The sequence below is a fragment of the uncultured Corynebacterium sp. genome (assembly GCF_946998835.1).
In the GTDB taxonomy this organism is placed as follows: domain Bacteria; phylum Actinomycetota; class Actinomycetes; order Mycobacteriales; family Mycobacteriaceae; genus Corynebacterium.
In genome coordinates, this window is sequence record NZ_CAMQAZ010000054.1 from 1 (window position 1) to 6,714 (window position 6,714).

The following is a 6,714-nucleotide window of genomic DNA, read 5'->3' on the forward strand; positions in this document are numbered from 1 at the left end:
AGCTGGCTCGTCGCTCAGCCGACGGTCGTGAAAACCTGTTGACCATCATGGGCCCATCTGACATGTTCGGCGAGCTTTCCATCTTCGACCCAGGTCCGCGTACCTCTTCGGCAGTCTGCGTCACCGAGGTTTCCGCCGCATCCATGAGCGCCGATCAGCTGCAGGAATGGGTTTCGTCACACCCAGATGTCCCGGCACAGTTGCTGCGCATGTTGGCCCGTCGCTTGCGTCGCACCAATAACTCGCTGGCTGACCTTATCTTTACCGATGTCCCAGGTCGCGTGGCCAAGTCCTTGCTCCAGCTCGCCAACCGCTTCGGCGTTCAGGAGGGTTCCGCACTCCGCGTGAACCACGACCTGACCCAGGAGGAGATTGCACAGCTTGTTGGCGCTTCTCGCGAGACCGTTAACAAGGCTTTGGCAGAGTTCGCTCACCGCGGCTGGATCCGTCTTGAGGGCAAGTCTGTGCTCATCTCTGATACGGAGCGTCTGGCCCGCCGCGCACGGTAGCTTGTTGCGCACGGTAGTTCGTGCGCTTATGGCGCTGCCCAAACGACTCACATCCCGCAGCCTCTGCTTTTGGTTCCTCGGTTCCCGTAGGAGCACGTGAAACGCATGAGGCTCGCGGGATTTTTGTTGTCTTCCCCGCTGGCCTACCACGCTGGCCTGCCATGCTGGCCCCACCCCACCGGCCGAAATATGGTCAAGTTTGGCGCACTTATCGATGCTTCCCGCTTTTTCTGCCACTCATCGACACTTTCCCGGCACCTATCGATGCACCATTCACCGATTTCTCCCCTCATCAATCACTTGTCGATGCGATGTTCACTTATGCGTGCGCTATAGCTCATCGACAAGTGGATACCTCATCGATACGTGATTGAGCTGGCCCCGACGAGGCCATGCCACCGCCACGTATGGCTCAAAGGCGACCTGTGGCTCGAGAATAACGTTCGGCCGCGTATACAAAGCCATATGTTCACTTTTGAGCTATAGGTTATTTTTGAGCCAGAAGTCACAGACTCAGCCCAGCACAACCACAGCCTCCCCCACCCCCCCCAACCAGCACTAGCCCAAAACAAAAAGCGCGCAACCTGCAAAACAGCAGGTCACACGCTCTTTTTATGCGGCGATTCAAGTTCAGATTCGGCCAAGTCTTAATTAAGCCAAAGCCCAGCAACTACTCCCCGTGATCGCGCAGGTAGCGCAGCGTCACACGAGTCGACTGCTCAGCAGCATGACGCAGGACCGGATCGACATCGGTGTAAATCTCATCCACAATCTGATCGACCGTAGCTTCGTCACCCAACTTGGCAACAGCATCCTTCACCTGCTGCAGGCGCAGCTTACGACGCTCAATGTACTTCTGCGTCATAACAGTGATGTCCGGCAGGTCAGCACCATGACCAGGCAACAAACGAACGCCCTTGCCGCGCGAATCCAACATTTCCAGGGTTTCCATGTACTTACCCAGGTCGCCGTCTGTCTCCGAAATCATAGTGGTGTGGCGACCAGCGATAGTGTCACCGGTAACGATGCCTTCAACATCGTCCTCGCCATCACCAGAGTGAATGAAGTAGCAGACAGAATCAGCGGTGTGGCCAGGGGTTGCCACGACCTCAATCTGCGGGGTTACTCCGTCGAGGGCGATACGTTCGCCGTCGACAAGCGGATCTTGACCTCCCGCACAGTACTGAGACTCCAGCTCGCGAATAGGCGCGCCGGTGAGCTGACGGAAACGCGCGGCACCATCAGCATGGTCGCCATGACGGTGTGTTAGCAGAATCAACGCAACGTCGCCGGCGTAACGCTGGAGGACGTTCAGGTGTCCCTCGTCCTCCGGACCCGGATCGATGACAATGCTGCGACTATCCCCCTCAGCCTTAATAATGTAGGAGTTCGTGCCCTCCAGCGAAGAGTAGCTGGGGTTCGGGCAAAGAACGACGCCCACAGACTGAGAAATCTGACGCAGTTGGCTATACGCAGGATGCTCCATGTCCCCTATCCTACGTGGTTGCGCAATCCGGGGAGCGCGCTGCGTCCTCCAAATCGGCTCATTTGGGTGTAAGCACGCTTTACGACGCCCCGGAGAACACAGCATCCCCGCTGCTCACGGCAGCCAATACAGCAGCTACTGGGATACTTCAACGATGATCTCGACTTCCACGGGAGCGTCCAGCGGAAGCTGATTTACACCCACCGCAGAGCGGGCGTGCTGACCGTGTTCGCCGAAGACGTCACCGAAAAGCTCAGATGCTCCGTTGATAACGCCCGGCTGTCCAGTAAAGCCCGCGGCGGAGTTGACGAAGCCGACCACCTTCACAATGCGGGCGACATTGTCGAGGCCAACCTCGGCATCGACTGCAGCCAAAGCGTTAAGAGCGCAAGTACGTGCAGCCTCCTTGGCCTCCTCGGCAGCGACCTCTGCTCCGACGTGGCCGACATGGGTGAGCTCGCCGTTGACGAACGGGAGCTGACCGGAGGTGAAAACGAGGTTGCCTGTGCGGGTTGCGGGAACGTAGGCAGCAACCGGGGCGGCAACTGCAGGCAGGGTAAGCCCCAGGGCTTCGAGAGCCTGTGAAGGAGTGCGAGATTCAGAGTTGCTCATTTAAATTAAGCCTTTCCACGGCAGCTGGGCCGGGCTATCGGGGTCGCCGACTAGACCCGAGAAGTCGGACTCGACGAACTAAGTTGGACAAATCGAGTTGGCAGCTAGCACAGAGGTCAGCTGCCAACCGAAGGCATGACCAAAAGCATTAGAAAATGCATCAGGAAGGCACTAGAAGGTATTAGTCTGCCTTCGGGCGCTTGAAGTAAGCGACGTGGTTTTCCCCGGTAGGACCGGGGAGAACAGTGACGAGCTCCCAGCCGTCCTCGCCAAAGTTGTCCAGAATGGCCTTGGTGTTGTGAATGAGTAGCGGTGCGGTGAAGTATTCCCATTTAGTAGTCATGGAAGCTACTTTATCTGTCCCCCAGCCTCGCGCGCTGGGGGCCGGTGTTACTTAACCAGCTTGGCCTTGCGCTGAGCGTCGTACTGCTCAGCGTAGAAGTCGGCCCATGAAGTAATTTCCGGGTGCTCGCGGAGCATTGCGCGGCGCTGACGCTCCGTCAGGCCACCCCAGACACCGAACTCGACGCGGTTATCCAGAGCGTCGGCACGGCACTGTAGAACCACTGGGCAGTGGCGGCAGATAACTGCGGCCTCGCGCTGCGCGGCGCCGCGAACGAACAACTTATCCGGGTCAATATCACGACACTTAGCGCGCGGGACCCATTCCTGGCGATCGCGGAAGCTCTCTACTCCGAGCTCGTAGCCTGGCGTAGCAGCAGTGCGGTTGCGATCTGGAATCGTGGCGGTCATTGTAGCCTCCTCGTGCCTGCGATTTCGTTATTCCGAAATAGTTTCAACTAAATAGTGCTGAAATTTTGTTGTAAGTCTATTCACACCTTTCAAATAATGTCGATTGCATCACACTAAGAGGGTGGTCGTGGCGCAGCTCTAATTGCAACGGCGCAGGTCGGTCAACTTTTCCCAACAAAAGCGCGGGGGTGATTTGCATCACTATGGAAATCTTTTTCCAGAAACCACCACACGACCAGTTGCCCGGTAATGTAAGGGCGCTTGGAACGTCCTTCCCTGCTCGCCAGGCGTTTTGCCGACCCAGCAGCACGTGACACCGGGGCCAGTTTTCGAAAACCCACTTCGGTACAATCCGCCCCACCTTGTAGTGTGATTGCTGTGAATAAAGGTTCGACGCTGTTCAAGCTCTCCGTTGCCACTGTGCTGGCTGCGTTGATTATGGCCAGCGCCCTCTTTCCTCTGGTGGGCGGCTCGGCCTACCTCGTTGCGCGTACGGCCGATGAGTTTACGGCGGCATCGCGATCGGTGATTTCCAAGGACGCGCCTGAGCTCACCACTATTACGGACCGTAATGATCAGCCAATTGCATGGCTCTACGATCAGCGTCGGATTAATGTGCCGTCGGACCGCATCTCGCCAAGGATGAAGCAGGCACTGGTCAGCGTGGAAGACCGGCGCTTTTACGAACACTCTGGCGTGGATTGGAAGGGTACCGTCCGTGCGGCGGTGAAAAACTTCATGTCGCAATCGGTGCAAGAGGGCGCATCGACTATTGAGCAGCAGTTGATCAAAAACCACACCCTGCTCGTGGACGCACAGTCGGAAGCGGAGCGTCGCGCCGCCACTGCTACGGACTATGGCCGCAAGGTCCGCGAGATTCGCATTGCCCGCGATTTGGAAGACGAGCTGACGAAGGACGAAATTCTTACCAAGTACCTTAATTTGGTCCCCTTCGGCAACGGCGCATTTGGCATTGAAGTCGCAGCTCACACCTACTTCGGCATTCCGGCCGCGGAACTGAATATCCCGCAGGCCGCGCTGCTGGCGGGCATGGTTCAGCAATCCTCTGGGCTCGATCCCTATACAAATCCGGATGGCGCTCATGCACGGCGTGACGACGTGCTTGCGGCTATGGAATCCACGGGTGCAATCACTCCGCAAGAGGCGCAAGATGCCATGGAGACCGATCTCGGGATCCTACCGGAGCCTCGGCGTCTGCCACAGGGTTGCATCGCTGCAGGCAATCGTGGTTTTTTCTGTGACTATGTGGTGTCCTACTTAGAAAATCACGGTATTGAAACCGAGAAGCTCAAAAGGGGCGGTCTTCACGTAAAGACCACACTGGACCCGCGAGTTCAGGACAGTGTGCAGGAGGCCTTGCACCAGCAGGCGTCACCGACTGCAAACGGCGCAGCCGAGGTCATGAGTTTGCTTGAGCCTGGAGATGACTCCAGGAGGGTGCTGGCGATGGCGTCGTCACGCGTATACGGCCTGGATGGCGAGCACATGCAGACAGTACAGCCCCAGCCGTTTACGCCAGTGGGCAACGGCGCGGGCTCGATTTTTAAGATTTTCGCGGCTGCGTCAGCGGTGGAAAAGGGGCTGGGCATTGATACTCAGTTCCCGGTGCCACGCCGCTATGAGGCCTCTGGGTTGGGAACCGGTGGCGCGACCGGCTGCCCGCCGGGCCTGTACTGCGTAGAGAATGTTGGTAATTTCCCGCCGTCGATGTCGCTGCGTGAGACGCTTGCGAAATCGCCGAATACTCCTTTTATTCAGATTTCAGAACTGGTTGGCGTTGATGGCGTGATGGATATGGCCGTACGTCTGGGCATGCGCTCGTACACGGAACCGGGCAGTTTTGACGGGGAGTCCTCTGTGCAGGAGTATGTCTCGCACCATAAGCTCGGTTCGTTCGTACTGGGCCCGACTCCAGTAAATAACCTCGAGCTGTCCAACGTCGCAGCCACTCTGGCAAGCAATGGCCGATGGTGTGAGCCTTCACCGATTGAGTCGATTACGGATGCCAAGGGCAACGAAGTCAAGCTGGACGTACCGCCGTGCGAGCAGGCTGTAGAGCCGGGAGTCGCCCACGCTATTGCCAATGCGCTCAGCAGCGATGCCTCCGATGGCACGGCCAAAGACGCTGCGAAGGAACTGAACTGGGAAGGCCCAGTGGCCGCCAAGACAGGAACTACTGAGTCGAATCAGTCCGCAGCGTTTTTGGGGTTCACCGGCGGTTTAGCTGGTTCGGTATATGCATACAACGACACCCCGACAGTCACCGAGCTATGCACGGCACCGCTGCGGCAGTGTCCGAACGGCAACCTGTTCGGTGGCCGCGAGCCTGCTCGGACTTGGTTCGGCGCCGTCGGCCCAATTATCGAGGACTACGGCGGAAAGAACCTCCCACCCCTGGATTCGGACTACGGTCTGGGCACCTCTATCACCCAGATGCCGAATGTCGTGGGCATGCAGAAGCCTGAGGCGCGGGATGTCTTGGTGGAAGCTGGCTACAAGGTGGAGGAACGAACGGCCTCCCACACAGGTGAACCACGGGGAATCGTAGTGGGCCAGGACCAGCCACCACTACTACTCAAGGGCGGCACCGTCACCATTCGAGTCTCCGATGGCACTCGTCGGCCGAATCGGCCTTCCCCGTCACCGCAACCTTCACGGCCAGCCCCACTTCCGCAAATTCCGCTACCGGATATTCCCCCGGCACCGGATCTGCGGGACCTTGTTCCGCTGCTGCCATTCTAGAAACGTTCTAGGAGGCAGCCGCGGTGCCTATCCGAAAAGCCGAACTGCGAAAGCCGAACCGCGAACTACCCCTGCAGGGCAGCCTTAACGGCCTCGGAAAGGCGCTTGCCATCAACCTGGCCAGCGGCCTTTTCCTTGGCCACCTTCATGACCTGGCCCATAATCTTCATGCTGGGCGCGTCATCGCCAGCAACTTCGGCCACGGATTCCGCGACGAGGTTGTTCACGGCGTCGTCGTCAAGCTGTTCCGGCTGGTAGCGAGCGAAAACCTTTGCTTCGGCGAGCTCGGCGTCGGCGAGCTCCTGGCGGCCGTTCTCGGCGTACATCTCAGCGGACTCGCGACGCTTCTTGACCTCCCGCTCAATCACACGCAGCACCTCTTCATCGGTGAGCTCGTGCTTGGAGCCGGAGACCTCCTCGGTCTGGATGGCGGCCTTCAGCATGCGCAGCGCCGCAACGGTTTCCTTGTCGCGGGCCTTCATCGCGGCGGTCATATCGGAGACAATTGTGTTCTTCAGTTCACTCATACGCACTAGATTACCGCTGTAGTTGCTAGTGTCTCTGTCATGACATCGCGCGCTTTTTCCAACC

7 protein-coding genes are annotated in these 6,714 nt (G+C 58.3%); 2 read left to right on the plus strand and 5 right to left on the minus strand.

Annotation, left to right across the window (positions count from 1 at the left end; translation table 11 throughout):
• Positions 1 to 509, plus strand: a 509-nt coding sequence (gene glxR / locus Q0U90_RS11290) for a CRP-like cAMP-activated global transcriptional regulator GlxR (RefSeq protein WP_297455168.1), incomplete at its 5' end; no start/stop codon positions are given.
• A 670-nt stretch (positions 510 to 1,179) separates the two neighbouring features.
• Here glxR and Q0U90_RS11295 read toward each other — a convergent pair.
• The 4 genes from Q0U90_RS11295 to Q0U90_RS11310 all read right to left on the minus strand — a co-directional run bounded on the left by Q0U90_RS11295 (position 1,180) and on the right by Q0U90_RS11310 (position 3,360).
• Positions 1,180 to 1,995 (minus strand): MBL fold metallo-hydrolase, encoded by an 816-nt coding sequence (locus Q0U90_RS11295; protein WP_297455171.1) that lies wholly within the window; start codon positions 1,993 to 1,995, stop codon positions 1,180 to 1,182.
• A 135-nt stretch (positions 1,996 to 2,130) separates the two neighbouring features.
• Positions 2,131 to 2,607 carry a RidA family protein gene (locus tag Q0U90_RS11300; RefSeq protein WP_297455174.1) on the minus strand — a complete coding sequence of 159 codons (477 nt, stop codon included), beginning with the start codon at positions 2,605 to 2,607 and terminating at the stop codon, positions 2,131 to 2,133.
• 181 nt (positions 2,608 to 2,788) lie between these two features.
• Positions 2,789 to 2,950: a hypothetical protein gene (locus tag Q0U90_RS11305; protein ID WP_156324724.1), complete on the minus strand. Its 162-nt coding sequence runs from the start codon at positions 2,948 to 2,950 to the stop codon at positions 2,789 to 2,791.
• Between the two features lie 47 nt (positions 2,951 to 2,997).
• On the minus strand, positions 2,998 to 3,360 hold the full coding sequence (locus Q0U90_RS11310) for a WhiB family transcriptional regulator (RefSeq protein ID WP_297455181.1): 363 nt from the start codon (positions 3,358 to 3,360) through the stop codon (positions 2,998 to 3,000).
• 378 nt (positions 3,361 to 3,738) lie between these two features.
• On the opposite strand from Q0U90_RS11310, the gene Q0U90_RS11315 reads away from it, so the two are divergent.
• Positions 3,739 to 6,123: a transglycosylase domain-containing protein gene (locus Q0U90_RS11315; RefSeq protein WP_297455184.1), complete on the plus strand. Its 2,385-nt coding sequence runs from the start codon at positions 3,739 to 3,741 to the stop codon at positions 6,121 to 6,123.
• Between the two features lie 65 nt (positions 6,124 to 6,188).
• Here the strand turns inward: Q0U90_RS11315 and Q0U90_RS11320 are convergent, their stop codons facing one another.
• Positions 6,189 to 6,650: a GatB/YqeY domain-containing protein gene (locus Q0U90_RS11320; protein WP_297455187.1), complete on the minus strand. Its 462-nt coding sequence runs from the start codon at positions 6,648 to 6,650 to the stop codon at positions 6,189 to 6,191.
• Positions 6,651 to 6,714 lie beyond the last annotated feature (64 nt).